Annotated in this window: 24 protein-coding genes and 4 pseudogenes; 17 read left to right on the top strand and 11 right to left on the bottom strand. The window is 61.8% G+C overall.

What is annotated here, in order from left to right:
• Positions 1–61 precede the first annotated feature (61 nt).
• From NE850_RS22055 to NE850_RS22045, 3 genes are all read right to left on the bottom strand, one after another.
• Positions 62–1399 (bottom strand): SUMF1/EgtB/PvdO family nonheme iron enzyme, encoded by a 1338-nt coding sequence (locus tag NE850_RS22055; protein WP_310699398.1) that lies wholly within the window; start codon positions 1397–1399, stop codon positions 62–64.
• 122 nt (positions 1400–1521) lie between these two features.
• Positions 1522–2325 (bottom strand): helix-turn-helix domain-containing protein, encoded by an 804-nt coding sequence (locus tag NE850_RS22050; RefSeq protein ID WP_232064379.1) that lies wholly within the window; start codon positions 2323–2325, stop codon positions 1522–1524.
• A 239-nt stretch (positions 2326–2564) separates the two neighbouring features.
• The gene (locus NE850_RS22045) at positions 2565–3032 is read right to left on the bottom strand and encodes a universal stress protein (protein ID WP_007178100.1); all 468 of its coding nucleotides are present in this window, start codon (positions 3030–3032) and stop codon (positions 2565–2567) included.
• Between the two features lie 280 nt (positions 3033–3312).
• Between NE850_RS22045 and NE850_RS22040 the strand changes: the two are divergent.
• Positions 3313–3703 (top strand): annotated as a pseudogene (locus NE850_RS22040) (FCD domain-containing protein); the annotation flags it as partial.
• Between the two features lie 67 nt (positions 3704–3770).
• Here NE850_RS22040 and NE850_RS22035 read toward each other — a convergent pair.
• The gene (locus NE850_RS22035) at positions 3771–4364 is read right to left on the bottom strand and encodes an acyl-homoserine-lactone synthase (protein ID WP_007178098.1); all 594 of its coding nucleotides are present in this window, start codon (positions 4362–4364) and stop codon (positions 3771–3773) included.
• Positions 4365–4517: 153 nt separating this feature from the next.
• Here NE850_RS22035 and NE850_RS22030 point away from each other — a divergent pair, with 153 nt between their 5' ends.
• Positions 4518–4832 carry a hypothetical protein gene (locus NE850_RS22030; RefSeq protein WP_007178097.1) on the top strand — a complete coding sequence of 105 codons (315 nt, stop codon included), beginning with the start codon at positions 4518–4520 and terminating at the stop codon, positions 4830–4832.
• Here the strand turns inward: NE850_RS22030 and NE850_RS22025 are convergent.
• Positions 4816–5520: a LuxR family transcriptional regulator gene (locus NE850_RS22025; protein ID WP_007178096.1), complete on the bottom strand. Its 705-nt coding sequence runs from the start codon at positions 5518–5520 to the stop codon at positions 4816–4818. The two genes, NE850_RS22030 and NE850_RS22025, sit on opposite strands and share 17 nt — an antisense overlap.
• Before the next feature lie 558 nt (positions 5521–6078).
• On the opposite strand from NE850_RS22025, the gene NE850_RS22020 reads away from it, so the two are divergent.
• The 4 genes and pseudogenes from NE850_RS22020 to NE850_RS22010 form a co-directional block, all read left to right on the top strand.
• A complete protein-coding gene (locus NE850_RS22020; RefSeq protein WP_007178095.1) occupies positions 6079–7023 on the top strand; it encodes an SMP-30/gluconolactonase/LRE family protein in 945 nt (314 codons plus the stop codon).
• Positions 7024–7066: 43 nt separating this feature from the next.
• Positions 7067–7567: pseudogene (locus NE850_RS22015) on the top strand (ABC transporter substrate-binding protein); the annotation flags it as partial.
• Positions 7565–7672: pseudogene (locus NE850_RS39525) on the top strand (spermidine/putrescine ABC transporter ATP-binding protein); the annotation flags it as partial. The pseudogenes NE850_RS22015 and NE850_RS39525, both read left to right, overlap by 3 nt.
• Positions 7673–7793: 121 nt before the next feature.
• A pseudogene (locus tag NE850_RS22010) lies at positions 7794–8155 on the top strand (dihydroxy-acid dehydratase); the annotation flags it as partial.
• An 81-nt stretch (positions 8156–8236) separates the two neighbouring features.
• On the opposite strand, the gene NE850_RS22005 reads toward NE850_RS22010, so the two are convergent.
• Positions 8237–8842, bottom strand: a complete 606-nt coding sequence (locus NE850_RS22005) for a short chain dehydrogenase (protein WP_007178094.1) — start codon at positions 8840–8842, stop codon at positions 8237–8239.
• A gap of 218 nt (positions 8843–9060) precedes the next feature.
• On the bottom strand, positions 9061–9495 hold the full coding sequence (locus NE850_RS22000; RefSeq protein ID WP_035517362.1) for a DUF3005 domain-containing protein: 435 nt from the start codon (positions 9493–9495) through the stop codon (positions 9061–9063).
• A gap of 310 nt (positions 9496–9805) precedes the next feature.
• On the opposite strand from NE850_RS22000, the gene NE850_RS21995 reads away from it, so the two are divergent.
• On the top strand, positions 9806–10039 hold the full coding sequence (locus tag NE850_RS21995; protein ID WP_007178092.1) for a hypothetical protein: 234 nt from the start codon (positions 9806–9808) through the stop codon (positions 10037–10039).
• A 131-nt stretch (positions 10040–10170) separates the two neighbouring features.
• Positions 10171–11097: a serine O-acetyltransferase EpsC gene (epsC, locus tag NE850_RS21990; protein WP_007178091.1), complete on the top strand. Its 927-nt coding sequence runs from the start codon at positions 10171–10173 to the stop codon at positions 11095–11097.
• A 103-nt stretch (positions 11098–11200) separates the two neighbouring features.
• On the opposite strand, the gene NE850_RS21985 is transcribed toward epsC, so the two are convergent.
• From NE850_RS21985 to NE850_RS21975, 3 genes are all read right to left on the bottom strand, one after another.
• Positions 11201–11716 carry a metal-dependent hydrolase gene (locus NE850_RS21985; protein WP_007178090.1) on the bottom strand — a complete coding sequence of 172 codons (516 nt, stop codon included), beginning with the start codon at positions 11714–11716 and terminating at the stop codon, positions 11201–11203.
• Positions 11717–11855: 139 nt separating this feature from the next.
• Positions 11856–12326: a hypothetical protein gene (locus tag NE850_RS21980; RefSeq protein WP_007178089.1), complete on the bottom strand. Its 471-nt coding sequence runs from the start codon at positions 12324–12326 to the stop codon at positions 11856–11858.
• 190 nt (positions 12327–12516) lie between these two features.
• Complete coding sequence (locus NE850_RS21975; RefSeq protein WP_007178088.1) at positions 12517–13668, bottom strand: porin; 1152 nt, start codon at positions 13666–13668, stop codon at positions 12517–12519.
• A gap of 625 nt (positions 13669–14293) precedes the next feature.
• Here NE850_RS21975 and NE850_RS21970 point away from each other — a divergent pair.
• Both NE850_RS21970 and NE850_RS21965 read left to right on the top strand, forming a co-directional pair.
• On the top strand, positions 14294–14830 hold the full coding sequence (locus NE850_RS21970; RefSeq protein ID WP_007178087.1) for a hypothetical protein: 537 nt from the start codon (positions 14294–14296) through the stop codon (positions 14828–14830).
• 207 nt (positions 14831–15037) lie between these two features.
• Positions 15038–16990 (top strand): PhoX family phosphatase, encoded by a 1953-nt coding sequence (locus NE850_RS21965; protein ID WP_007178086.1) that lies wholly within the window; start codon positions 15038–15040, stop codon positions 16988–16990.
• 63 nt (positions 16991–17053) lie between these two features.
• Here the strand turns inward: NE850_RS21965 and NE850_RS21960 are convergent, their stop codons facing one another.
• Entirely contained in the window at positions 17054–17488 is a 435-nt protein-coding gene (locus NE850_RS21960) for a hypothetical protein (RefSeq protein WP_007178085.1), read from the bottom strand.
• A 74-nt stretch (positions 17489–17562) separates the two neighbouring features.
• Between NE850_RS21960 and NE850_RS21955 the strand changes: the two genes are divergently transcribed.
• The 7 genes from NE850_RS21955 to ggt all read left to right on the top strand — a co-directional run bounded on the left by NE850_RS21955 (position 17563) and on the right by ggt (position 24631).
• Entirely contained in the window at positions 17563–17754 is a 192-nt protein-coding gene (locus NE850_RS21955; protein WP_165189126.1) for a hypothetical protein, read from the top strand.
• A complete protein-coding gene (locus tag NE850_RS21950; protein ID WP_007178084.1) occupies positions 17726–18427 on the top strand; it encodes a CDP-alcohol phosphatidyltransferase family protein in 702 nt (233 codons plus the stop codon). Before NE850_RS21955 ends, NE850_RS21950 begins: the two co-directional genes overlap by 29 nt.
• A complete protein-coding gene (locus NE850_RS21945; protein WP_007178083.1) occupies positions 18424–19236 on the top strand; it encodes a hypothetical protein in 813 nt (270 codons plus the stop codon). Before NE850_RS21950 ends, NE850_RS21945 begins: the two co-directional genes overlap by 4 nt.
• Positions 19233–20252: a lysylphosphatidylglycerol synthase domain-containing protein gene (locus NE850_RS21940; RefSeq protein ID WP_007178082.1), complete on the top strand. Its 1020-nt coding sequence runs from the start codon at positions 19233–19235 to the stop codon at positions 20250–20252. Before NE850_RS21945 ends, NE850_RS21940 begins: the two co-directional genes overlap by 4 nt.
• Before the next feature lie 27 nt (positions 20253–20279).
• Positions 20280–21044 carry a phosphocholine cytidylyltransferase family protein gene (locus tag NE850_RS21935; RefSeq protein ID WP_310699397.1) on the top strand — a complete coding sequence of 255 codons (765 nt, stop codon included), beginning with the start codon at positions 20280–20282 and terminating at the stop codon, positions 21042–21044.
• A 230-nt stretch (positions 21045–21274) separates the two neighbouring features.
• Entirely contained in the window at positions 21275–22678 is a 1404-nt protein-coding gene (locus NE850_RS21930; protein ID WP_165189121.1) for an MFS transporter, read from the top strand.
• Between the two features lie 219 nt (positions 22679–22897).
• On the top strand, positions 22898–24631 hold the full coding sequence (ggt, locus tag NE850_RS21925) for a gamma-glutamyltransferase (RefSeq protein WP_007178079.1): 1734 nt from the start codon (positions 22898–22900) through the stop codon (positions 24629–24631).
• Positions 24632–24758: the final 127 nt, after the last annotated feature.

Here is a 24758-nt window from a genome sequence, read left to right as displayed (position 1 = left end):
GAATAAAGCATAAGTTCGCTACTGTTTGCAATAAAGCATAAGGGCCGCTTTGATGATCAACTTATGCCTTATTTGTCAGATTCCTCACGCACCGAAACCCCGCGTACACGTACTGATAATGCGGCTGAAACCAGTTTCGGAAAGCCGGCCGCAACATGCACTGCGCGGTGCGCGCCGAGCCGCCTTTGATCACATAATGCTGGCCGTCGAAAAAGTTGGCGGAATAGCCGGGATAGAATTCAAAGGCCTCGAAGCCGGGCAGCGCGTCGAACACCGTCGAAGTCCACTCCCAGCCATTGCCGAATTGACCTTCCACCCCGAATGCGCTGACGTTCTCCGGATACGCGTCCACCGGTTGCGGGTTCCAGCTCCGAAAATCGAAATTACCCGACGCAGCGTGCGGTGTGCCGTGTGCCGCACGTTGCCATTGCGCCTCGGTGGGTAACGCTTTGCCAGCCCAGCGCGCGTAGGCGCTGGCTTCGGCGTGACTCACGTAGGCGGGCCAGTCGAGCGGCAGCGGGACTTCGTCGAACATGGTGCGCAGCATCCATGCACTGCCTTCGCCGTTTTCGCTGCTTGCGCCGCGCCGCGACCAGCAGGCGGGATGCTCGATATGCTCGGCTTCCTTCCAGGCCCAATCCTTCTCCGACCACCACTTCGGCTCGCGATAGCCGCCTGCCTCGATAAACTCGCGAAACGCGCCGTTCGTCACCATGTAGCGATCCATCTCGAAGGCGGGCACGTCCACCTGTATCTCGCCGAACTCGTTGTCCCAACCGAAGCTGCCGCCGTCGCGCGACATGCCGAGTATAGTCGTGCCGGCCGGCACGCTGACCATCGACGACAACATGTCGCGTTGTCCGGTACGCGTCACGACGGGCTCGCGCAGTTCGGCGACTTTTTCCGCGAGAGGCAACTGATGGAGCATGTACGCCAGCGTCTCGGCATGCATTAACCGATGCTCGATTGCGACGTTCAGCAATTGCCCGGAGGCCTCGGCTTGTGCGCCGTCGCGGCCGAGTTGCGCGGCCTGTGTCAGCGCATCGAGTTCGCGGTCGATCTGCTCGCGGGCGCGCAACGCATAGCTGCGAACGGTGTCGAGCGACGGCCAGTCGCTGGGCTTGTCGGTCGGAAAACCGCCGTCGACAGGGTCGATACCGAACGCAAAAAGCCGATCGAGAGCCGGATCGAACGCTGGCAGGTCGCACATGCGCTGATCGAAAAGATTACGATCGAAAGCTTCCAGGTGACCGATGTAAAACACGATCCGGTGGCGCTCGCGGATCGGCCGTTCATACAGAAACTCGGGTTTGACGATGGAAAACAGCGCGTCGGTCACTTGACGCGCTTCGATCAGGCGCTGGACGAGCGGGTGATGCGGGGAGGGATCGCGATTCATTTCGCCGGGTCTCCTTGCGGGGGACGGGACTAAAGACTGTACCCGCTCGCAGGAGCCGTGCCAAGACGAAAACGCGTTAAAAACGATGGGCGGGCGGCGCCGGCGGCGCTCCCGCGGGCGACCTAGACTTGCCGCAGGCCTTCCAGATCGACGATCCGGATGTGCTTGCCCTGTGTGTCGATCAGGCCGCGCTTTTGAAATCTTGACAGGGTGCGGCTCACGGTCTCGAGCGTCATGCCGAGGTAGCTGCCCATGTCTTCGCGTGTCATGCGCAGATTGAATTCCGCCGATGAATACCCCCGTTGTGCATTGCGTTCCGACACATCGAGCAGGAATGCCGCGACTCGTTCGTCCGCCGAGAGCGAGCCGAGCACCATCATCTGCGCGGCCTCCCGGACGATCTGCTCGCCCAGCAGTTTATGCATGCGCTCCTGCATCGAACTGATTTCGCGGCACAGCGACTTGAGCGCGGTGTAGGGCACGATGCACACGGTGCTGTCTTCGAGAGCGACGGCGCTGCAGGCGTGCAGGTCATTGCTGATGCCGTCCAGGCCGAGCGCTTCGCCGGCGAGCCGCAGACCCGTGACCTGCTCGCGGCCGCCACGGTGCGCCATGACGGTTTTCATCGAACCGGAACGCACCGCGTAAATATTGTCGAAGCGGTCGCCGCTGCGATATAGCGCTTCGCCGCGCGGCACGGAGCGCGCGGAGCAAATGAGCGTTTCGAGCTTGCCCAGTTCGTCCGGCGAGAGGCCGTGAGGCATGCACAGCTGCCGCATGGCGCAACTCGAACAGCGGGCAGCGGTGCGCGTGCTTGCCCGTGACGCCGCCGTACGGCGGCCGCCGCGTGCCGGCAATGCATTTGCAGCGGATGTGGCGGATTCGGGAGTTCCGTCGGTGCGCGTAACAGCAGTAGGAGTGAGCATGTTCTGCAGCCAATGGTCAGGTAATGAGGGATTGTCCCACCGGCCACACCGCGCGCTTAGCGACAAAATGACGCGTCGAGCAGTTAGGTATCTTGATCGATATCGCTGGCGGTGATTCCGGGTGAACTGCTATTCATGGTGGGCAGGCCATGCCTGCTCACGTTTTTTGCAGAATGTCGCGCTTTACAGATCCGGCGCACGGGCAGCGAACACGCGGCGCGCACGGTGCGCCGGCGCGTTCAGTCCGCTTCGCCGGTCTTCGCTGCGGCGGATGGTACGAGGAGCACGGGCAAGCTCGCCTGCCGCACGCAGCGCTCGGCGACACTGCCGAGGATCAGACGCTGTACACCACGCCGTCCGTGCGTGCCCATGACCAGCAAGTCGGCTTTGAAATCGGCGGCGGCCTTGAGCACTACCGCTGAAACGTCGTCGAGCGACGATGCCTCGCCTATCGCGAGTTCGCCCTTCACGCCCTGGTCGAGCATGGCCTTGGCGAATTCAGCGCCGAGTTCCTTGCCTTCTTCGACGAGGCGGTTACGCAATACCGATGGGTCGTAGCCGGGCGCTTCGAAATAAAGCGGCGTGTTCTCGACGACATAGAACGGCTGCAGGACCGCGCCGTTGGATTTGGCGAGCGCAAGCGCCGCTTCGAATGCACGGCGCGAGGTATTGCTGCCGTCGACCGCTACAAGAATGCGTGTGTACATTTCGACTCCGCGTCTGAAGAAACTGGATGCCGCAGCCGTTTCGAATGGCCGGGCACACTTTATTGGCAATGCAAGCGCAAATGGTCGCTGAACAACATTTGCCCAACTTGGATGTAAATCAAGTTCCTGTCAAATTTCGCGGCAGAGCATCTTGCCCGATAAGCGCTGGGGAGCAAGCATGAGCGGCTTTGCTCCAATTCGGCACGCATATGTGTCATCAGACCAGTGCCGGATTTGCCTTGCAAGGAGCCTGCCCAGACAAGCAACTCCAGCCGCGCTGATGAATGAGCGCAAAACGACGGGCTTGCCCGACAAAATCTACGGCGACATCCTTAACTGCATTGTCGAAGGCGAGTACAAGGTAAGCGCCTGCCGACCGGGCATGCGCCGGCCGAACGTTTCGCGACCTCACGGCCGACGGTGCGCGAAGCGCGGACATTGCCGCGATCCAGCATGCGTGGGATCAGCTGGAGCGAATCATCGAAACCCAAGGCGGCGGCGCGCAGGACGATTTCATGTTCCACCTCGCGGCGGCGCGCGCGTCGAAGAACCCGTTTTTCATCACGGCCATGTCGTTTATCGAAGAGCAGATCCTGTTCAGCATGAACTTGTCGCGCAATCTTTCGCTGGTCAAGACGGTGGGGCGGCAGCGGCTCGTGCAACCGCAGAACGGCACGGCGCCGAAACCGCCCGCTCGCGGCAGCGAGCGGGCGGCGAAACAAAACGGCCAGGCGGCGGCTACGCAGCCGCGGCCATCGGTCCGAACAGCGCGGTGCGAGTCTTCGGGCTCACCGCGATATCCAGTGCCACGGCTCGCTCCACGCCGATCTGCAATGGTGACCCGAGCCGGCTGATCTCGATACCGGTCTTGCGTAGCAGCCGCTCGATCGGCGTGGTGGTCACCGTGACATAACGCGTGATGCCCATCTGGTCGGCGAACGTCACCAGTTCGTGAATGGCCTGCATCGTCAGGTCGGCGAAGCCGAACGACTGCTCCTCGCCGCCGGTCTCGATCGCGAACCGGCTCAATTCCCAGATGTGCCGCCCAACCGGCGCCGCCGCGCCGTGCAGCAATTGCGGGAAAGTGTCCTTCAGCATGTTCGGGCCTTCAGTCGGCATCAGGCGCCAACAGCCGCGCACTTGCCCACCGTCGGCCTGGATCAGCATGTAGTGCGGCCCGAGCGCGTCGTAGCCGTCGATCTCCATGCCGGCGATGGTCGGAATATCCCATCCGAGCCGCCCGTGGAAAACCCGGGCCCTCAGCCTGTACATCTCGTTAATGTCCGCGTTGTCGAATTCCTGACGCATTCCAATCCGGATTGCTGTTTGCATGACGTTCTCCTGAACGTGTTGGGGTACCCAATACGCAAGAAAACTTATGCATTTTGAATCGTTCCGCCACCTACCTACCTGGATAGGTGCGCATGCTTATCGGGTAAAGCAGAATTCGAGACAAGCACTGCCCTCAACCGACAGGACACGAAAATGGAACTTCTCGAAAATCATTGGCAACCGCAAACCGGCCTCCAGGGCCGCCCGGCGGAGCCCTCCACGGCAGTGGATCGCGTTCTGATCATTGCATACCGCAAAAAGAAAAAAGAGAGCCAGCGCCGCTTCTGGGCTCGCTTCGGCGTAACGCAGTCGCGTGGGAGCCGTTTCGAATCAGGTGCCGAAATCCCGGCGCCGGTCGCAATTCTGCTTGGCCTGTACTTCACCAAAACTGTTTCCGACGCCGATCTGGGCCGCGCCGAGCGAGTGCTCTACAGCCGCGACGCCGCCTTGCTCAACCCGGGTCAATAAGCCCGAGTTGCGTTGCAATCACGGCTGCCGCACGCCGCGAATTCACACCGAATTTCGTCCTGATGTTCTTCATGTGGAAGTTCACCACGGCTTCCGAACAGTTCAGGATGTGAGAGATTTCCCAGGTGGATTTGCCGCGTGCGGTCCATTTCAGGCATTCGCGCTCACGCGGCGTCAACTTGGGCAGCAAGGTCTGAGCGTGAGTATTCAAATGCCGCTGGCTGGTGTCGATTACCAGATCGCGCAGTAACACCAGATTCGGCAATGCCACGTTGATATGACGCCAGAACTCGTCACTGGGATTGCTGTCATTGACGAAGCACATCATGCCGGCTTCCTGGTTCGGCCCATGAATCGGCAATGTCACGCCGGCGCGCAATCCGTGGGCGCGCGCTTCCTCATACATGGATTGCTGGGATGCAGTGGTGAAAATGTCCGGCGACCAGATTAGCGGTGTGGCGCGCGTCGCGCAGTGCGAGACCGTCGGATCGATGTGAACCAGTCCCTGCTCGTCATAAGTACGGCGCCATATGGGCGAGTACGTGCTGCGCACATATGCGTCTTCGAGGCGGATGGTCGGGCGCGGCAGCATGGCGATCAACAGCTTGTCGAAACCCCATGTCTCGGCGAGGCCCGCGATTGCGCCGAACCATTCCGCTTCGTCGGCGGCGTCCAGCAGCGGTGCCATCTGCTCGATAAAATGTAGCGGCAATTTTTTACTCTCTCAGGCTCGCAAACATCCTGTTGCGGTTAATTGCGGTCGGCATTCCGTCCGGTGGTTTTCTGTCTGCACAATCTATCACTAAAAATTATTTCGCAAAGTCAGAAATGATTCTGACAAAACGGCTACGGCTGTGGCTTTGCGATGAATGGATTGTTCTTTTGCCTGGCTTTTCCGATCGGATTAACATTTGCCGGTCGCTGCTGCGGTAATTTTCTCGTCGCCGCTTTTCGATGCCGATGATTGGCAGAATTTTTGTGAAACCTTTCTAATTACCCGTCCTTGCCAAAATATCAGTCACAATTGCACTAATTGCCGAAATTGTCCGCTCGTGCCGTCAATTTACGGCACGAATGTTACCGGCAGACTCTATTGTCATACAAAAGCGGCACTGGGTAGCTTGTGATTCTTCGATCACGCGTTCCAGGCCACCTGAGCACCATGCGAAGATCGACCGGCGGCGCGGGTGCTGCTCGCGCTGGAGTAAGAATTCGCGCAAGCAAACCCATACTTTGAACCGCCAGCATGAACGAAAACTGCCTCCGTTATCCCGACCCCCGAATCCGTATGTTCGATCCGCGCTTCAAGCCGCTGATCCTGGCCTCCGCTTCCATCGAATGTCTGTATCAGGGCGCGCGCTGGTCCGAGGGGCCGGTCTGGTTCGGCGACGGTCGCTATCTGTTGTGGAGCGACATTCCGAACGACCGCGTGCTGCGGTGGGACGAACCGGGCGGCACGGTGTCGACGTTTCGCCAGTCGTCGAACAATGCGAATGGCCATACACGCGACCGCGAGGGGCGCCTCATCAGTTGCGAGCATCTGACGCGGCGCGTCACGCGTACCGAATACGATGGTTCGATCACCGTGCTGGCGGACCGTTATCGCGGCAAGCGCTTCAATTCGCCGAACGACGTGGTCGTGAAATCGGACGGTTCGATCTGGTTCAGCGACCCGACCTTCGGTATTGACGGCTTCTATGAAGGCGAGCGGCAGGAGTCCGAGCTGCCGGCATGCGTGTATCGGGTCGACGGCCAGAGCGGCGAAGTTACCGTCGTTGCCGACGACGTGCTGGGACCCAACGGCCTGGCGTTTTCGCCGGACGAGTCTGTTCTGTACATCGTCGAATCGCGTGGCGAGCCGCGCAAGATTCGTGCGTTCGATGTGGGCGGCAACGGCAATGGCGTCGCGCTGGCCAGCAACCGGGTGCTGATCGACGCTGGCCCGGGCACGCCTGACGGCTTTCGCGTCGACGTGCACGGCAATTTGTGGTGCGGCTGGGGCATGGGCACCGACGAGCTTGACGGCGTACGCGTCTTTACGGCGGAAGGCGAGCCGCTCGGCCACATCGCGTTGCCTGAACGCTGCGCGAATGTGTGCTTCGGCGGGCGGCATCGTAACCGGCTGTTTATGGCGGCAAGCCACGGGCTCTATTCGCTTTATGTGAACACACAAGGCGTGCGAGGCGGCTAGTTGCCTGACAAGCGGTCGTCTGAGTGCCTGCTCGGCTCCGGGTTTGCCCTTGAATGCAGCGGCATTTCCTGGTGCGCTCGACAAATGCGCTCTGGGTCCGCGCAAGATGCAGGATCTCGCACAAGGGTACGGTCTCGAAGTGGCGTATATGCCGGCCAGTCCGCTGCTCGAATACAACCCCCGCCAAGGGTCAACGACCCGCCGAAGGCACCCGCGCAATTACTGCAAGGGCGCAAGACACATCCGGAGAAGCTGAGCTACGCACGCCTGGCGAATGCCGGCGCGGGCCGCACGTTCCTGATGGGCTTGCCGTATGTGCCTGGTGACAAGGATCCGCAGGATCCGATTCACGAATGGGACAAGACGTGGGCCTTCCTCAAGCCGCTGAACGATTGCATTCCTTACTATCCAGGCGGCACTGCGGCGGTGATGAAAGAGCTCGACGAGGGTACGCATGACATGATCCTGACCGTGACATGCAGGGACATCCAACCCGCGTGAACTTGGTATCGTGCCGGCCGAATTTCGCGTGCAGGCGTTCGACATACAATTGCCGGAGAAGCGCGGCTTCGGCACGGTGTTTCAGAGCTCCGCACAGCTCCCGCCCATGAGCGTGCTCGATAACGTCGGCTTCGAGCTGAAAATGCGCGAGCACGTCCAGTGAAGGGCGCGAAAGATATCGCGGAGCAGATGTTGAGGAAGAGAAGGAAACGCGTGAAATAGCGCAGCCACCGCTGGTACGGCGTGAGCGATCTGCGCTCGTTCGGCCATCGCTCGCGCGCCGCGCCGGCATCGAGTCGACACTCGATCGCTGCGACGACATTTCGCGACACACGCCGGTGCTGGCGAACCTTGGTCCGACCGGCGCAGATCTGATGGAGGACTTTTTCCATGCGGGCGGTTTGCGGACCCTGCTCGCCGAACGGACTGAGTTGATTGACCGTTCGCAGAAAGCCGTCAACGGCCGCACGCTCGTTGAAAATCTCGAAGGCTCGGAGATTTTCAACGGCGAGGTGATTCGCCGGCACGACCAGCCGCTTCTGCCAAATAGCGGCCTCGCGGTGCTACACGGCCATATCGCGATGGTGCCGTGACCAGGCTCGGGCCGCCGAACCGCACCTGCTCGTGCATCCGGAGTCGCGGGTGCGCTGGAGATTCACTGGAGCCTGCCGAGAGCGTGATGCAACCGCCGCATCGCGTGAATCCTCGCCAATCAATAGCCCACGCGATACACCCGGCCAGTTTGCGCGCCTTCCACGCTGCGCAGATAGGCCATTGCCGCACGCTGTGCCGTCACCGGCTCGAAGCCGCGGAAGTAGGGCGCATAGGCGTCCATCGCTTCGGTGAGCACGGTCGGGCTCACCACGTTGATGCGAATGCCGCGCGGCAATTCAATTGCCGCGCCGCGCACGAAACCTTCCAGCGCCAGATTGACGGTGGTCGCGCTCGCGCCTTGCAGAATCGGCTCGTCGCCGATGATGCCGCTCGTCAGCGTGAACGAGCCGCCGTCGTTCACGTATTGCTGGGCGGCGAGCACGACGTTGATTTGTCCCATCAGTTTGTCGCGCAGGCCGACCCAGAACTGTTCGATGCTCATGTCGGGCAGCGGACCGAAATGTACCTTGCCGGTTGCGGTGACGACCCCGTCCACTTTGCCGATCTCGCGAAACAGCCGCTCGACGCTCGCGGGGTCGGTGCTGTCGACGTGATACTGGCCGCGTGTCGCGCCTACTTCGATTACTTCATGACGCGCCTTCAGCCCGGCGCTCACCGCCTGGCCCAGCGTGCCGGTGGCGCCGATCACGACGATTTTTTTCATCTGATGCTCCGTTGAGGGTTGACGTGCGCCCGATTGTGCCGGCACTCGTCAGAGGGAAAAAGTCTCGCCGACGCCCGAGTCTTGCAACCCTGAGTTTCTAATCAAAGTAAAAGCGCGCATCGTGAATCAAACGATACGCGCTTTGTCACGCACGGAATAATCGGGGGTCCGCATCGAAATTCAAACGCGGACCAAAACGCAGATGTGACGTGAATGTTCTATTTCAGCCGGCGTAATTCGATCAGCCGGGTGGGCCGCAGATGATTGAGGGCGTAATGAATTCGGCCGCGGTCCTGACGGCTGCCGACCGGCCGCGGATCGTCGAATTGATGGTCCGCCGAATACGCGCCCTGCGGTGCGATCATGCCTTTGTCGATCACCGTATAGCCCGGCTCGAGCGCGAGCAGCAGATGATTGCCGCCGACCCGGCTATCGAATCCGGCCATGCCGTCAAGCGCCTCGGGCACGCTGTTCGTGAGGGTCGCATTGCTCGTAGTGATCTCGTCCGGCGAGATCGGGCTGTGGCCCGCTATGCGCGCGGCTTCGAGATTCTTGCCGTCGGTGTCGACGGTACTGTCGTGCGTGCGGTCGTTGTGCAACTCCGTCGAACTCGGGCCGTGAGTGTCCGCTGGCTTGTTGATATCGCTGTTCATCATGCGTGCTCCTTTGACGGGGACATGGTGTGACGTGCAGCAAAACCTGTTCCGCCCCGCACAAACCCTGAGTCACTTTACGTCGCACCACGCTTTTGCCGCAGTGGCATGAGAGGGTATTCCGCTGGCGATTGCGTCCGGGATTCTTTTCGTTTTTTTAATGGACGCGTATTTTCTACAGAGTATGATCTTACTCCGACGAGCAAAGCGCGGTTGAATTGACGACACAGGGTACGGCTGTTTCTTCATGGTCGGCAGCCCGTTGCGCGCTACTCAAAACATTTCACGGGGCCGTCAGGGCGGGTGACACATGCACTTCGATGCTGCATTCACACATCGCGGCTATTTGTTAAATTGCGCGCCCGCGCGCGCGGTAGATGGTACCTGGCAACCTTATGTGGTCATCTCCCGTTCGAGCGACGGCGAACTGGTCGCCAACCGTTTCTTCCCCACCGACTTGCGCTTTCCTGAAGAAGCGGACGCCATCGCCCACGCGCGCGATTGGGCGGTGCGCTGGATCGACGCGAGCAGCGTAACCATCTGAGCGCCGTCTGCATGTGTCTGCATGTCATCGCCCGTATGACATGAGCTCGCGCTGCGCGAACCGCCGCAAAACGCGGTAATCTCTCGGCATAATCACTTCGAACCGTGCTCATCGCACGGCGCTGTCCTTTTATGCCTAACGTGCCTTCCCAGAACTGGGGCCTCGAACAGATCGTCGCGGACCTGCGCGCGTCGCGTGAACAGTTGCATCGCACGCGGCATCCGCTCGGGATTCGCGAACTGCCGTCGCGCGAAGCGGTAGTCAACATTGTTGCCGGCCTGCGCGCGGCGCTCTTTCCCACGCACTACGGCGCACCTGATCTGACTGACGAAACGGTCGATTACTACGTCGGCCACACGCTTGAAAGCACGTTGCGGTTGCTCGCCGAACAGATTCGCCGCGCCCTGCGCTTCCTGCCCGAGTTTGGCGAAACGCCGGATGCGGATCTGCAGGCGCGCGCATTCGAAGTCGCGCGTGAATTCGGCAAGCAATTGGCAGGCATTCGCGCGCTGCTGGTCAGCGACATTCAGGCGGCTTTCACCGGCGATCCGGCGGCGCAGCATATTACTGAAATTCTGCTCTGCTATCCGGGCGTGTGGGCGATGACTCACCATCGGCTCGCGCATGCGCTGCACCGGCTGGGCGTGCCGTTGCTGGCGCGTTTCATCAACGAGATCGCGCACTCGGCAACCGGCATTGATATCCACCCGGGTGCGACGATCGGGCCGAGCTTCTTCATCGACCACGGCACGGGTGTGGTGATCGGCGAGACCGCGATCATCGGCGAGCGCGTGCGGGTGTATCAGGCTGTCACGCTCGGCGCGAAGAGTTTCGCCGCGGATCTCGACGGTGCGCTGATCAAGGGCAACGCGCGCCATCCGATCGTCGAGGACGATGTGGTGATCTACGCCGGCGCGACGATTCTCGGGCGCGTGACGATCGGGCGCGGCTCGGTGATCGGCGGCAACGTGTGGCTCACGCATAGCGTGCCGCCGGGCAGCAGCGTGTCGCAAGGCAAGATTCGCGAAGGCGAGCGCACCGACGAAGGGCGGCAGTAATACGCGGCTCGTCGAAGCGCGGATCAACGGCGCGATCATGATCGACCCCGGCGAAGTCCACGGCGTGAAGCCCGCGAACTACGCGGCAGCACTGCTGTGGCGTTTATCCGCTTCTCAAATGCTGCAGCAGGGATACGCCATGCACGCCGTGCAACCAGACGTGCTGCCCGACAAACCATGCCGCCGCCCACGAAGCCGCCACCACGATCAGATCGCAGTGCCCGCTGTTCCAGAGATTCAACGAATGCCGGCCTGCAACCCAAGGCACGCCTAGCGGATTCGGCCAATCGGCGAGCAGATGCATCAGGCCGCCGCAGGCGAATCCGAACGCCGGCGCCGCGTAGACCGAATGCCCCAGCCAGTGATACGACGCCGCCAGCAACGCGAGCCATCCCACGCCCCAGTGCGTGAGCGTGCGATGCGTGATCCACAGCCGCCGCGCCCGCGACCACCACGCCACTTCGAGCCAGTCCGGCGCCGTACTCCCGGCCACGCCGGCGATGAAACTCGACAGCACGCCGAGATGAAACGAACCGCCGCCGCCGATGCGCGCGACAATCGCCGCCGCGATGACGCCCGCCGCAAAACCGGTTGCGTGATGTGCTTTGCTGGATGCCATCGACACTCGCGGCGAGAGCGCCGCATGAAAGACAAAGGGCGGCTATGTTCGCAGATGCGCGGATAAAAAAATAGCCGGCACGCGAGTCAAAAAAATCGCGTATCGGCCCAGCGCTCAAAATGCGCGCGTATGACGAAGCTCAGGTCGCGCAGCGTGCAATATCGAAGCGCATTTCCGGCTCCGGTGGATCGTCCGGTGCGTTCGCCGGGTGCATCACCTTGATGACCGAGCCGGCGTTCAAGGGCGTCAGCGTCACGAAATACGAGTTGTTCGAATCCGAGCCGACAGCGATCTCCGTCGCGCCGCCGACTCGCGACGTGCGCACGCGTGACAAACGGCTTTCGAGGCAATCGGCGATATAGGCAGGGGCGCGTTGCGAAGACACGTACATCATCGGCAGGGACGCATTGCGGGCGGGGCCGCTGGAAGAACCGCAGCCGGAGAGAGCAGCAAGCGCGGCAGCAGCGGGGGCAAGCAGGAGAAGTCTTTTCATGGTCCGGTCGTCGGCGTCCCCGGTCGTATGCGGGAACTTGGGGCGCGGGCGAAGCGCAACGCGATTCAGCGCGACGTCATGCTTCGCGACGAAGCCGCCGTTCAACCGCGACGACATGCTGGCATTGCGGCAAGGAAGGCAGCCGGGGCCAGTATACCCACCGGCTGTGTGCGCCGTCACTATCCGCGGGCGCCTGCATTGTGTCCAAACGTAAGGCCATGAAAAAACCCGCGGCGTGATCGTGTCACGCGCGGGTTGACTGCGGAGCGAATCGATACATTCGCTCCGCACGTGCCACCTGAGACGCTTAGAAGCGGTGACGCAGGCCGACTGCCGCCGCGATCTGATTGCCGGTCGACGAAGGCGCCAGCGTGTTGATCGCCGCGACGTTCGAGCCGAAGTTGCCGAGTTCGCCCGATGCATGCTGGTACACGCCTTCCACGTACACGTCGGTACGCTTGCTCAGCGAGTAGTCGCCTTGCAGCGAGACCGTATGCCACTTCGGATCGCCCGAACCGTTGGAACCTGACATCTTGCCGTCCGTGAAGGTGTACGATGCCGCGAGGCTCAGTGCTGGCGTCAGTGCATAGCGGCCGTTCACTTCGTAGTTGTCGAGATGCAGGTTGGTGCCTGCAACGCCAGGCAAGGTCGTGCCGCCGACGTCCACGCCGCTGATGCCGTCCAGTTGCGTGTGCGTGTAGACGAAGCCGACCGTTGCCGGGCCGTACGTATAGTTGATGCCCGCGCCGAACGTGCGTTGCAGATCGGCTGCGACTGCTGCGGTCCCGTCGCCTTGCGATACCGCGCCGCTCAGGTTCGAGCTGCCCGACTTGTTCAGTTGCAGGTAAGCCGCGGCAACGTTCAACGGACCGTTCTCATATGAAGCACCGACGCTCCATGCGCGATTGTTCGAGAAGTCGCCGGCCGAGTTGCTGAAGCCGTACAGGCCGCCGAACTTGAGGCCCGCGTAATTGGCGCTGGTGTACTTCACTGCGTTCTTGATCGAGAACGAATTGTCCAGATTGTCGTTATCGAGCGGGTGAGCCGCGAGGTTGTTGCCGTAACCCGCGCCTGCTGCGGACAGCGGTGCCAGGTAGTCGACCACGGAGTCGTATTGACGGCCGAGCGTCAGCGCGCCGTACTTGTCGCTCTGCAGACCGACGAAAGCCTGACGATTGAACATCGTGTTGCTTTCCGAGTACTTGCCGTTGTTCAGGTTGAAGCCGCTTTCCAACGTGAAGATGGCGTGCAGACCGCCGCCCAGATCTTCATTGCCGCGCAGACCGAAGTACGTGTCCGAGGCTACGCCGCTGCCTTGCTGCCAGTTGCTGTGGCCGCCCTGGTTGTTCGAGTACACGAGGCCGGCGTCCAGCGTACCGTACAACGTCACGCTGCTCTGCGCGTGGGCGGTGATGGCAACCGCGCCCAGGAGGCCTGCTGCGATGAGGGTTTTTTTCATGATTAGATAACTCCGAAACAGTGCGTAGAGAATCGCATCCCAGTGCTTACCGCCGATTCCGCCGGCTGCCTGACGATCCGGTGCGAAGTGTAGTCCCGTTATTCCTATCTTGAATTGCAAATGGCGCAACAATTAGTTTTCAAATTCGTAATGGCCATTCATTAATTGGATAAGTGCGGGTAAATAAAGAAAAAATCTGTGCGGCGATAAATTCATTCCGGCCTTGTCAATCCTTACGATGTTGCCTGACTGCGACGTCGCGTCGCAACCCGTTAGCAGCAAGGGTTGGCGTTATTTAGAGATACGCTGAGATTCACTCTATTTTTTGCAATGTACTCTTCCAGTTCATGCGGTCTATTCCGGCGAATGACAGTTCTACAATTCGTCTCGCCCCTTGACCAAGGGTGTCTTTTTCATCTTTATACGCGGCCCACGGGCCGCGTTTTTTTATGTTTTTTTAATTGGTCTATAAGTTCCCCGCGAATAGCGGCATTGATGATTTCAATGGTAATTGCGCCGCCGCGGCTTATCCGTTCGTCAGGGCGCCGCGTTCGCCGCGTGCGGGGCGGGTAGAATTGCGTGCTCGAGAGTGTTTCCGCCCCCCGCGAACGTGAGTGAACCTGCAATGACCGATACACCCCTTCCATCGTCCGACCCCGCTGAAGATTTCACGACGGAAGGCTCGTCCGAACCGGACGAAATCGTGCACGAGGCACGGCTGTGGCGCGACGACGGCTGGACCGCGCGCGTCATCAAGAATGAAGACGACGAAGGCTGGGCCGTCGAAATGATCAAGGACGGTGAAGCGGAACCCGCGCTCGTCGGACCGTGGACGATGGGTCGCAACAAGAAAGATCCGAAGCCGCTGGACACGTCCGCGTTCAACACGCTGGTGAAGACGGCGTCTGAAGTGCTGCGCCGTCATGAGCAGCAACTGCGCGCGCAACTGCATAAAGAAGTGCGAGTCGCGAGCGCAGATGGCAGCGACGAACTCGACATCACGCTCGACATCGTTCCCGACGAAGACGAGCCGTATGCCGTGCTGACCGCGCTCGACACATTCGGCGAACAGCTCGCGCAAGTGCAGGTGGCGCCCAATTTCAAGCTCAGCAAGGCGAGCGCTACGGCGTGGGTCGAGAACGAGTTTCGTCGGCCCGGTTAGACATCGCGTCTGCTTGCAGCAGGAGCGGGCCAGCGGGTTGCTAACTGAAGGCTGAGTAAAACATTACCAAAGCCTGTCAATATACTTTCACATTCACTTCATAGAATCCTCGCGTCATAGCGGCGCGAGCGTGAGCCATGTGTTTGGGTCCGAGCGCGTGCCGGCTGTGCGTTCACCCACGCTACCCAAACACTGGATCACGACAACATGGCTGAGCCGTTCGACCTTTCCCGCCGCAAGGCCCTGAAACTACTCGCGGGCGCACCGATGCTGCCGCTCGGCGGACTCGCCACGGCCTCGATGCTGACCGCTTGCGGCGGCAGCGACGATCTGGCGACGCCGGTAAAACCGGCCGCCAACTTCGTTTCCGCGGCGTTCGCCAGCATGGCGGCACCCAGCCTGGCCGATCCGGCAGCAATGGCGAAGACCACGGTCGGCTCGACCTTGACGGTGCAATTGAGCGACGGCAGCAGCCGCGCGTTCAAGCTGGCGTACCAGCCGTTCTTCGTGACTGGCGACAGCGTGCCCAACATCAAAGGCGGAACGATCCTCGCGGGCGGCTACTTCGACATCAACAACCAGCCGATCGTCGACAGGTCGGTGGCGGGCAAGGAGCGGCAGTTCTATTCGGATTGCCCGGACGGCAGCTCGCTGATTCGCCTGGACAATCCCGCGGTGAAGGGTCTCAAAGGCAACGCAGTGTTCGCCGTCGTGCAGTTCGAATACGCAACGCGCGATCAGAGTCTGACGTCGATGTACGGCCAACTGCCTTCGCCGATCGCCGTGCTGACACTCGACCAGGATCCGGCCACCGGCAAGCTCACGCTGGCGGGCTATTCGAATGTCGATACGTCGAAGGCGCATGGTTTGTGGATTACCTGCGGCGCGAGCCTGTCGCCGTGGAACACGCATCTGTCGAGCGAAGAGTACGAGCCGGACGCCACCACGATCGCCGGCAATAGCCAGTTCAAGGGCTTCAGCCGCAGCCTGTACGGCGACGAAACCACCGCGAACCCCTATCACTATGGCCATCTGCCGGAGGTGACGGTCAATCCGGACGGCACCGGAACGATCAGGAAGCACTACTGCCTCGGCCGTATCTCGCACGAGCTGATTCAGGTGATGCCGGACAAGCGCACCGTCCTGATGGGCGACGACGCGACCAACGGCGGCCTGTTCATGTTCATTGCGGATCGCGAAGCCGATCTGTCGTCGGGCACGCTGTACGTGGCGAAGTGGACACAGGTGTCCGCAAGCGGCGCGGGCGCGGCAACACTGTCGTGGATCAACCTGGGCCACGCGACCAGCGACGAAATCGAGACGCTCGCCGACCGGTTGCGCGCGAGCGACATCATGGACGTTTCGACCACGGATCCGCACGATCCGACCTACACGAAGATCAATTACAACGGCACGTTCAACTGGGTACGCGTCAAGTCCGGCATGACGCAGGCCGCGACCTTCCTCGAAACTCATCGCTATGCGGCGCTGGCCGGCGGCAGCATGGGTTTTACGAAGCTCGAAGGCACGACGGTCAATATCAAGGACAAGGTGCTGTATTCGGCCATGTCGCGGATCGAGAAGTCGATGGTGCGCGGCAATGCCGCTTCCACCGACGTGGCCGTCGACAAGACGATCAACGCCGGCGCGGTCTACGCGCTGAACATGAAGGGCGGTCAGCGCGACCGTAGCGGCGGCGCGATCAACAGCGAATGGGTGCCGGTGGACATGGCCGCGCCCGCGGCACTGGTCGGCGAGGACCTGTCGGCACCCGACGCGCTCGGCAACACGGCGAATCCGGAGCGCATTGCGAACCCGGACAACCTCAAGTTCTCGGAGAAGCTGCGCACGCTCTTTATCGGCGAGGACAGCGGCATGCACGTGAACAATTTCCTGTGGGCGTACAACGTCGATACGAAAACGCTCTCGCGGGTGCTCTCGTGCCCGGCGGGCGCCGAGTCGACCGGCCTGCATGCCGTCGACGAAATCAACGGCTGGACTTACGTGATGAGCAACTTCCAGCACGTCGGCGACTGGGAAAGTCCGTTGCACGACAAAATCAAATCGACGCTCGATCCGCTCGTGCGAGCGAACTATAAAGACCGCTTCGGGGCGACGGTGGGGTATCTGACGGCGGATCCGGCGGGGATCAAGCTGTAAGGGGCAGGCAGCGGCCGGGCTCGGCCCTGCATGCACGTGACCTCGTGTTTTGGACGGGGCGCCTCAATTCCGCTTGCAGAAAATCGCGGTAATCAGCGGCGCAACCCGATGCACGATCGCCGTGCTGCCAGAGCCGGCAATGGCTTTCTGCACCTTCGCCTCGCTGCCGACCACCACGACGCCATAGGCCGAACTGGCGACCGGCTCGCCATCGCCGACCCGGAACATCGGGTCGTCTTTTTCGTAACCGACCACCGCGAACACGTGAAAGCCGTATGCCGTCAAATCCGCGCCGGGCATGGGCGAGAAGGCGTTGATCGAGTTGCTCTCCACGCGCGTGGGCTTTGGATCGATCAATTGTTGCTGCGCGAGGTCGGCAATGAACTGATGACCGCTTTCATTGCAGGCGAGCGGCGCGTCGAGCGCGGCGGCGTAACTGGTGATTGGCAGTGCGGCGGCGCCAAGAGCAAGCAGAACAGTTAAAAAAAAGCGTTTCATAAGCGTGGACGGCGGCCCGACTCGTTGTAGTGTGTTCGCAACGGGCGGGCGCGAGATCGAGACCCGGAAAGACCTTGCGCATCGAAATGTTCCCGCGCGGCAGGCGCAACTGGTTGGCACTTTATCGCGATTCGGCAAATCTTGCTGTGCAGCCGACACCTATCGGCAACAAACGAAGCGAAAAGAAACGTGCCGGAAGAAAGCAATCTTTTTCGATCCCGTATATATTTCCGGGTTATGAATTCGCGACCCTCAACTCCAATTAACGTTCCGCCGCCCAGAACATGGGACGCGCGGCTCGCTCGCCGGCTCGTGACTCCGCTCGTGAACACGTGGGTCACGCCGAACCATCTGACCACGCTGCGCCTGCTGATCGGGCTGGCAGGCGCCCTGTGCCTTGCTCACGGCGAATTTGCCTGGGCCAATGCCGGCGCTTTTCTGATCGTGCTGTCGAATTTTGTCGACCATACGGACGGCGAGCTCGCGCGCATCGGCGGAAAGTCGAGCCGGATCGGTCATTTTTACGACCTCGCCTGCGACGCGCTCGTGACCGTGATGCTGTTCGTCGGCATGGGCATCGGTGTGGGCGCCGCGCACGTCGGCGGATTGAAAGTTGCGCCGGGCGTGCTCGGTGCCGTGGCCGGCGTGGCAATCGCGCTGATCTTCTTCCTGCGCATGCGCATCGAGGAAATGGCCGGCAAGGCGGGCACGAAGCAGGCGTCCGTCGGTGGCTTCGAAACCGAAGACGTGCTGTATCTGCTGCCCATCGTCACGCTGACGAGCGTCGTCATGCCCTTCGTCGTGGTCGCGTCGATCGGCGCGCCGCTATTCGCCGTCTGGGTGGTGATCGATCATTGGCGCGTGGCACGCCGCGCCGCCCGGCCTGCGCCCGATGCCGCCAAGGCCTCCGAAACCAGCCAGATTTGGGCCAGCGAATGAGTATGCACGCCGAAGACGACGTGATCGCGCCAGTTTCCGCAGCCGGCTCGCCCGCCGCCCCGCCCGCGCCGAATGCCGACCGCGCGATCGCGAGCCGCACGCGCGGGTTCGACAACCCGCGTCTGCGCAAGGATTTCGCCGAACAGGACGCGTTTCTTTATCTGGAAGACTTCCTCGCGCCCGAAGTCACGGCGCAGCTCGTCCACAGCGCGCGTTCGCTGCTCGAGGAAGTGAACCGCAACTATCTGCCGGGTCATAAGCAGGGCGGCAGCGTCAGCCGCCATACGATCGACCGCCTCGCGCCGTTCATCGCCGAGCTGTACCGCTCGAAGGAACTGATCGGCTGGCTGGAACAACTGAGCGGCGACAAGCTGCAGCTCTCGCCCGCCGACGATCCGCACGCGTACGCGCTGTACTATTACACGCGGCCGGGCGACCACATCGGCTGGCACTACGATACTTCGTACTATGACGGCCGCCGCTACACGCTGCTGCTCGGCGTGATCGACGAATCGTCGTGCCGGCTCGACTACGAACTGCACACGCGCAATCCCGATGTCGCGGATCAACCGGGCTCCGTGCAGATTCCGCCGGGCGGCCTCGTGTTCTTCGACGGCGACAAGCTGCGCCATCGCATCACGCCGGCCGGTGCGAGCGAAATGCGCGTGTCGCTCACTTTCGAGTATGTGACGGACCCCAACATGCGGCCGTGGCGTCGTTTCATCTCGAACATGAAGGACGCGATTGCGTACTTCGGCTTCCGCCAGGTGTTCCGTCAGATGACCCGGCGCGGGAAGGACCACGCATGAACCGCGCGGCCCTGATACTGCTGTCGATCGGGACGGCGCTGTTTGTCGGCCTGCTCGCGTGGCAGGGTTTCGGCTCGGTGGCTTCGACACTGCTTACGGCAGGCTGGGGACTCGCGCTCGTCGCCGCGTTCCACCTCGTGCCGCTCATGGTCGACGCCGGTGCGATCTCAGTACTGTTCCGGCACCGTCGTGACGGTGTGCATCACGATCTGTCGTTGCGCGACGCGCTGTTCTCGCGCTGGATCGGTGAATCCGTGAATAGTCTGTTGCCGGCCGGCCAGATCGGCGGGCCGGTGGTCATGGTGCGGCAATTGTCCCAGCGCGGCATGCGCCTGCGCGACGCCGCCGCCGCGATCACGGTCAGCACGACCGCGCAGGCGCTTGCGCAAATCGTCTTCGCACTGGGCGGCCTGCTGCTGTTCGGCGCTTACGCCGCGCACGGCGGGCTGCACGACCTGCAAACCGCCACGCTGATCGCCACCGGCGTGCTGGGCGCGATGATCGTCGGGTTTTACTATGCGCAGCGGCGCGGTCTGTTCGGCCGGTTGCTCGGCGTGGTCTCGAAGATGTTCGGCAAGCGCGACTGGTCTTCGTTGATGACGCGCGCCGAAGCCGTCGACGCCGCCGTGCAGGCCATGTACCGCGAACGCGGCCGCGTGGCGGCGAGCTTCGTGATGAGTCTTTTGGGCTGGATCATCGGCACGGTGGAGGTGTGGCTCGCGCTGCGCTTTCTCGGGCATCCGGTCGACTGGGTCGACGCACTGTTGCTCGAAAGTCTGGGGCAAGCCATTCGCGGTGCCGCGTTCATGATCCCGGGCTCGCTCGGCGTGCAGGAGGGCGGCTATCTGCTGCTCGCGCCACTGGTCGGTTTGCCGCCGGACGCCGCGTTGGCGTTGTCGCTCGCCAAGCGCGCGCGCGAAATCCTGCTAGGCTTGCCGGGTCTGCTGGTGTTGCACTTCAGCGAACGAAGCTGGCAACGGCGCCGTGCCTTGGGGCGCGTGCCGGCTGTCGATTAAACTCCGTATTTTTTCAAAGGACCGCGCATGCGTGCCATCATCCTCGCAGCGGGCCTCGGCCTGCGTCTCCAGCAACCGCCGCAAGCGCAGTTCCCGAAGTGTCTGTTGCAGTTCGACGGCATGAGCCTGCTCGAACGGCATTTGCAAATGCTTGAAAACGCCGGCGTGACCGACGTCGTGCTGGCGCTCGGCTTTCAGCCGGAATCGGTGCAGGCGGAACTGGAGCGCATCAACTGGCCGCATAAGGTGGAAACGGTGCTGAACACGCGTTACGACCTGGGCAGCGTGCTGACGGTGCACACGGTGGCCGAGGCGCTCACGCGCGGCGGCGACGTGCTGTTGATGGACGCCGACGTGCTCTACGACGAGCGCATTCTGAACGCGCTGGTGGCGGGCGAGACCGTCAACCGCCTGCTGATCGACCGTGATTTCGAAGCCGGCGACGAGCCGGTCAAGCTGTGTCTGAAAGATGATGTGCCGGTCGAACTGCGCAAGCAGCTTGCCGTCAATCTCGAGTACGACACCATTGGCGAATCGGTCGGGTTCTTCCGCTTCCGTCAGGAAACCGCGCAACGCTTCGCGGAGATCGTGGCCGGCTACGTGGATAGCGGCCGGGCCAGCATGCCGCACGAAGAAGCGGTGCGCGACCTGCTGCTGGAGCGCAGCCAGGTGTTTCATACCGCCGACGTGACCGGCGCGCCCTGGATCGAAATCGACTTCCCGAACGACGTGGCTCGCGCGAGCACCGAGATCCTGCCGCAGTTGCAGCCGCTGGTCAGCGCATCGCGCTAAGTCTTGCCGCAGCATCTTCGCTGACGTATCAGAGCCTGGGCCGGCTGAATGCCGGCCCAGGCTTTTTCCGCCTCTCCCCCGCAGCTTCGCGTGCCCTGCTGCTTCGTTGCACGTGCTCAATCAGCACGTACGCACACGTCTGAAATGACCTCGCGCCACAACATCTGTTGCCGATGCGATGCCATAATCGACGCTTTACGCCGACGGCCTTGCAGCCCGTCGTCCTGCCAATGCCTCTTGCTTTAGGCACTTTCATTGTTCCGCTGATCGTCGCGTGCGCCATGTTCATGGAAAACGTGGACGGCACGGTCATCGTGACGTCGCTGCCGGTTCTGGCGCGCGATCTCGGCCAGGATCCCATCACACTCAAGCTCGCTGTGACGGCCTATGTCATCGGCCTCGGCGTCTTCATTCCTATCTGCGGCTGGGTGGCTGACCGCTTCGGTTCGCGCACGGTGTTTCGCACGGCTATCGGCGTTTTCATGGCCGGCTCGCTGATGTGCGCGGCCTCCACGTCGCTCGGCACCTTCGTGGTTGCGCGCTTCGTGCAAGGCATTGGCGGCGCGATGATGGTGCCGGTGGGCCGCATCATCATTTTCCGTTCGGTGCCGAAATCCGACTTCATCCGCGCGGTCAACTATCTGACCGTGCCGGCCTTGCTCGGGCCCGTGGTCGGGCCGCCGCTGGGCGGTTTCATCACCACGTATCTGCATTGGCGTCTGATCTTCTTCGTCAACATTCCGATCGGCCTGCTGGGAATCTGGTTGGCGAACAAGCATATTGCCAATGTGCGCGAGGCGCATCCGGGCCGGCTCGACTGGACCGGCTTCGCGTTGTCTGCGAGTGGGGCGTCGCTATTCATGCTCGGGCTTTCGCTGGTGGGCGGCGAGTTGGTATCGAACACGGTGTCGGTCGGCATGTGCGTGGCCGGCGTGGTGTTACTGACGCTATACGTGCTGTACGCGAATCGTGTCGAATTGCCTGTGCTCGATCTGCGCTTGCTGCGCATTCCGAGTTTTCACGCGAGCGTGGTGGGCGGCTCGCTATTTCGTATCGGTCTCGGAGCCGTGCCGTTTCTGTTGCCGCTCGCGTTGCAGGAAGGCCTCGGCATGACGGCGTTCAAGTCGGGAGCGATCACCTGCGCGTCCGCGTTCGGCTCGATCTTCATGAAGGCGGCGGCGTCGCGTATTCTCGAGCGCTTCGGTTTCCGTACCGTGCTGATGTTCAACGCGGGTTGCGCGGGCCTCGCCATTGCCGTGTACGGTCTGTTCTTTCCCGGCACGCCGCACTGGCTGATCTGGTGTGTCGTGCTGTTCGGCGGCGTCTTTCCGTCGCTTCAGTTCACGTCGTTGAATACGCTCGCGTACGCGGACATTCCGAGTCGCGACGTCGGCCGTGCGACGAGCGTGGCGAGTGTGATCCAGCAGATTTCGCTGGGCCTCGGTGTGACGATCGCGGGCATCGTGCTGCAAATTTCGCATAACGTGCAGGGTCATTCCGCTATCGTGTTCTCGGACTTCTGGCCGGCTTTTCTCGTGGTCGGCCTGTTCTCGTTCATGTCGATTCCCGTCACCGCGCGGCTGCCGCACGGCGCCGGCGACGAGATTGCGCGCGGCAGCCGCGGCCGCGCGTGAAGCGCGCATGCTGCACTTCGCAGCGCGGCATGCGTCTTGCTGAACACGCCTGTCTCGGGTGTTTCGAGCGCGATTTCCGTGCCGCCGAACCGGCGTTTTTTGTGTGCCGCAACATGGACCCTACGACAAGTAGCGGCTTCGCAAGCGAGCGGTTCACGTGCTATAAGCCCATGACAGAGCCTGTAATTATCAGATGAAAGTCGTCCTGGGGGATTGGCAATGAAGTTGTTTCGCAACGCTAAATCGTCGGTCAGCGGATTCGCGCTGGTCGCACTCGTCTCTGTTTCAAGCGCTTTTCTCGAGGCCACGCCCGCACTCGCGAAGCCGCCCGCGAAAGCGCAGCCCGCGGTACTCACCGCTTCCGCGATCGCGGTGGCCGACAAATACAGCGCCGATGCCGCCGAGCAGATTTTCAAGGAAGGCGGCAACGCCGTCGACGCAGCCGTAGCCATTGCCTTCACGCTTGCCGTGACCTATCCGGAAGCGGGCAACATCGGCGGCGGCGGGTTCATGACGCTCTACGTGGACGGCAAACCGTATTTTCTCGACTACCGCGAGCGCGCGCCGCTGGCCGCAACCAGAAACATGTATCTCGACGACAAGGGCGAAGTCATTAAAGGCATGAGCCTGTTCGGCTACCGCGCGGTGGGCGTGCCGGGCACGGTCGACGGCATGTGGCAGGCGCAGCGCCGCTTCGGCAAGCTCAAGTGGAAGCAGGTGCTCGCACCGGCCATCCACTACGCACGCGACGGTTTCGAGGTCAGCCAGCAACTGCAGGAACGCCGCGACGATGCCGCGAAAGACTTCGCCGGCAAGACCAACTTCGATGCCTACTTCGGCAATCTGAAGCAGGGCGTCAATTTCAGGCAACCGGATCTTGCGGTTGTGCTGCAGCGCATTTCCGATCAAGGCGCCAAAGACTTCTATCAGGGCAAGACGGCCGATCTGATCGCCGCGTCCATGCGCGGTCACGGCCTCATCACCAAGGCCGATCTGCAGCAGTACAAAGCAGTCTGGCGTGAGCCGGTCGAGGCGGACTGGAACGGCTATCGCGTCTACACGGCGCCGCCGCCGAGCTCGGGTGGTATCGGTCTCGTGCAACTGCTGAAAATGAAGGCCGACCTTGCGCCCGACTTCAAGGACGTCACGCCGAATTCCGCGCAATACGTGCATTTGATCGCGGAGATAGAAAAGCGCGTGTTCGCCGATCGCGCGCAGTACCTCGGCGACCCCGACTTCTACAAGGTGCCGGTCGCCCAGTTGACCGACGACGCCTATATTGCCAGGCGCGCCGCCGAAGTGAATCCGAATGCGCCTTCGGACACGAAGAGCGTTCAGGCCGGCCTTGGCACGTCGATGCCGGAGAAAGCGGAAACCACGCATTTTTCGGTGATCGACAAGTGGGGCAACGCCGTGTCGAATACGTACACCATCAACGGCTATTTCGGTTCGGGCGTGGTGGCCGACCGTACGGGCATCGTGCTGAATGACGAGATGGACGACTTCTCCGCGAAGCCGGGCGTCGCGAATATGTTCGGCGTGGTGGGCAGCGATGCGAACTCGATCGAACCGAAGAAGCGACCGCTCTCCTCGATGAGCCCGACCATTCTGACGAAGGACGGCAAGGTATCGCTCGTGATCGGCACGCCGGGCGGCTCGCGCATCTTCACGTCGATCTTTCAGGTGATCAACAACGTCTACGACTACAACATGCCGCTGCCGCAGGCTGTCGCCGCGATGCGCTTCCATCATCAACTGTTGCCGCCGAACACGATTTTCTGGGAACCGTACAAGCCGATCGACGGCGAACTCGCCAGGCAGATCGAAGCCAAGGGCTACACGCTGAAGGGGCAGGATTTCAGCGGCGATATTCAGGCGATCAAGGTCAACGGCGACACGCCGGAGGCCGCAGCCGATCCGCGTGGCCGTGGTGTGACACGTGTGATCCAGTAAGCGTGTTTGTCGGGAGTCGGGCGGTGTTTCTCGTGTCGTCCCGGACCGCTGTCAACAGAAAACAGAAAGCCTCGCGTTCAACCGAACGCGAGGCTTTTTTCTGCTCCCGAAGCACGCCCATTGCCGT

This window comes from Paraburkholderia sp. USG1, from assembly GCF_031570135.1.
Lineage (GTDB): Bacteria > Pseudomonadota > Gammaproteobacteria > Burkholderiales > Burkholderiaceae > Paraburkholderia > Paraburkholderia dioscoreae.
Note: the sequence above shows the minus strand (reverse complement) of the source record. Positions and strands in the feature narration are given on the sequence as shown.

Coding starts and splice junctions, on each gene's coding strand:
- NE850_RS22055 (WP_310699398.1), bottom strand. CDS start 1,399: ATGAATCGCGATCCCTCCCCGCATCACCCGCTCGTCCAGCGCCTGATC.
- NE850_RS22050 (WP_232064379.1), bottom strand. CDS start 2,325: ATGCTCACTCCTACTGCTGTTACGCGCACCGACGGAACTCCCGAATCC.
- NE850_RS22045 (WP_007178100.1), bottom strand. CDS start 3,032: ATGTACACACGCATTCTTGTAGCGGTCGACGGCAGCAATACCTCGCGC.
- NE850_RS22035 (WP_007178098.1), bottom strand. CDS start 4,364: ATGCAAACAGCAATCCGGATTGGAATGCGTCAGGAATTCGACAACGCG.
- NE850_RS22030 (WP_007178097.1), top strand. CDS start 4,518: ATGGAACTTCTCGAAAATCATTGGCAACCGCAAACCGGCCTCCAGGGC.
- NE850_RS22025 (WP_007178096.1), bottom strand. CDS start 5,520: ATGGCACCGCTGCTGGACGCCGCCGACGAAGCGGAATGGTTCGGCGCA.
- NE850_RS22020 (WP_007178095.1), top strand. CDS start 6,079: ATGAACGAAAACTGCCTCCGTTATCCCGACCCCCGAATCCGTATGTTC.
- NE850_RS22005 (WP_007178094.1), bottom strand. CDS start 8,842: ATGAAAAAAATCGTCGTGATCGGCGCCACCGGCACGCTGGGCCAGGCG.
- NE850_RS22000 (WP_035517362.1), bottom strand. CDS start 9,495: ATGAACAGCGATATCAACAAGCCAGCGGACACTCACGGCCCGAGTTCG.
- NE850_RS21995 (WP_007178092.1), top strand. CDS start 9,806: ATGCACTTCGATGCTGCATTCACACATCGCGGCTATTTGTTAAATTGC.
- epsC (WP_007178091.1), top strand. CDS start 10,171: ATGCCTAACGTGCCTTCCCAGAACTGGGGCCTCGAACAGATCGTCGCG.
- NE850_RS21985 (WP_007178090.1), bottom strand. CDS start 11,716: ATGGCATCCAGCAAAGCACATCACGCAACCGGTTTTGCGGCGGGCGTC.
- NE850_RS21980 (WP_007178089.1), bottom strand. CDS start 12,326: ATGTCGTCGCGGTTGAACGGCGGCTTCGTCGCGAAGCATGACGTCGCG.
- NE850_RS21975 (WP_007178088.1), bottom strand. CDS start 13,668: ATGAAAAAAACCCTCATCGCAGCAGGCCTCCTGGGCGCGGTTGCCATC.
- NE850_RS21970 (WP_007178087.1), top strand. CDS start 14,294: ATGACCGATACACCCCTTCCATCGTCCGACCCCGCTGAAGATTTCACG.
- NE850_RS21965 (WP_007178086.1), top strand. CDS start 15,038: ATGGCTGAGCCGTTCGACCTTTCCCGCCGCAAGGCCCTGAAACTACTC.
- NE850_RS21960 (WP_007178085.1), bottom strand. CDS start 17,488: ATGAAACGCTTTTTTTTAACTGTTCTGCTTGCTCTTGGCGCCGCCGCA.
- NE850_RS21950 (WP_007178084.1), top strand. CDS start 17,726: ATGAATTCGCGACCCTCAACTCCAATTAACGTTCCGCCGCCCAGAACA.
- NE850_RS21945 (WP_007178083.1), top strand. CDS start 18,424: ATGAGTATGCACGCCGAAGACGACGTGATCGCGCCAGTTTCCGCAGCC.
- NE850_RS21940 (WP_007178082.1), top strand. CDS start 19,233: ATGAACCGCGCGGCCCTGATACTGCTGTCGATCGGGACGGCGCTGTTT.
- NE850_RS21935 (WP_310699397.1), top strand. CDS start 20,280: ATGCGTGCCATCATCCTCGCAGCGGGCCTCGGCCTGCGTCTCCAGCAA.
- NE850_RS21930 (WP_165189121.1), top strand. CDS start 21,275: ATGCCTCTTGCTTTAGGCACTTTCATTGTTCCGCTGATCGTCGCGTGC.
- ggt (WP_007178079.1), top strand. CDS start 22,898: ATGAAGTTGTTTCGCAACGCTAAATCGTCGGTCAGCGGATTCGCGCTG.